General features: G+C 60.3%; 2 protein-coding genes. Both read left to right on the top strand.

Translation table 11 applies throughout. The features are described from left to right. On the top strand, positions 1-223 hold a 223-nt coding region (locus J5M67_RS28860), incomplete at its 5' end, for a hypothetical protein (protein ID WP_243434948.1). After that, on the top strand, positions 220-433 hold a 214-nt coding region (gene nuoK / locus J5M67_RS28865), incomplete at its 3' end, for an NADH-quinone oxidoreductase subunit NuoK (protein ID WP_207888731.1). The genes J5M67_RS28860 and nuoK, both read left to right, overlap by 4 nt.

Genomic DNA, 433 nt, shown 5'->3' on the forward strand with positions numbered 1-433 from the left:
CTCTCACCCCGGTGTTCGTCCCAACTCCGGTGTCTACGCCCGCACGAATCAGATTGGTGCTCCGGCTCTGCTGCCTGACGGCACGGTGGCTCAGGACTCGATCTCGGGAACCTTGGCGACCCGCGGTGCCATTATCGACGCCGGTGAGTTGAAGGCTCCGACGCATCGGGCGTTTGCGTCAATCAGTGCCGCCCGCCACGAGGTCCAAGGAGAACTCGAATGAATCCGAATGACTACCTGGTGCTCTCGGCGATCTTGTTCGCTATCGGCATCGTGGGCTTCCTGACGAGGCGTAATGCCTTGGTGGCTTTTATGTCGGTGGAGTTGATGCTCAACGCCGCGAACCTGGCGCTGGTGACTTTCGCTCACGTACACGGCTCTCTCGACGGACAGGTCGGAGCTTTCTTCGTGATGATTGTGGCAGCTGCTGAGG

This window comes from Pseudomonas sp. 30_B (genome assembly GCF_017491605.1).
GTDB lineage: Bacteria > Pseudomonadota > Gammaproteobacteria > Pseudomonadales > Pseudomonadaceae > Pseudomonas.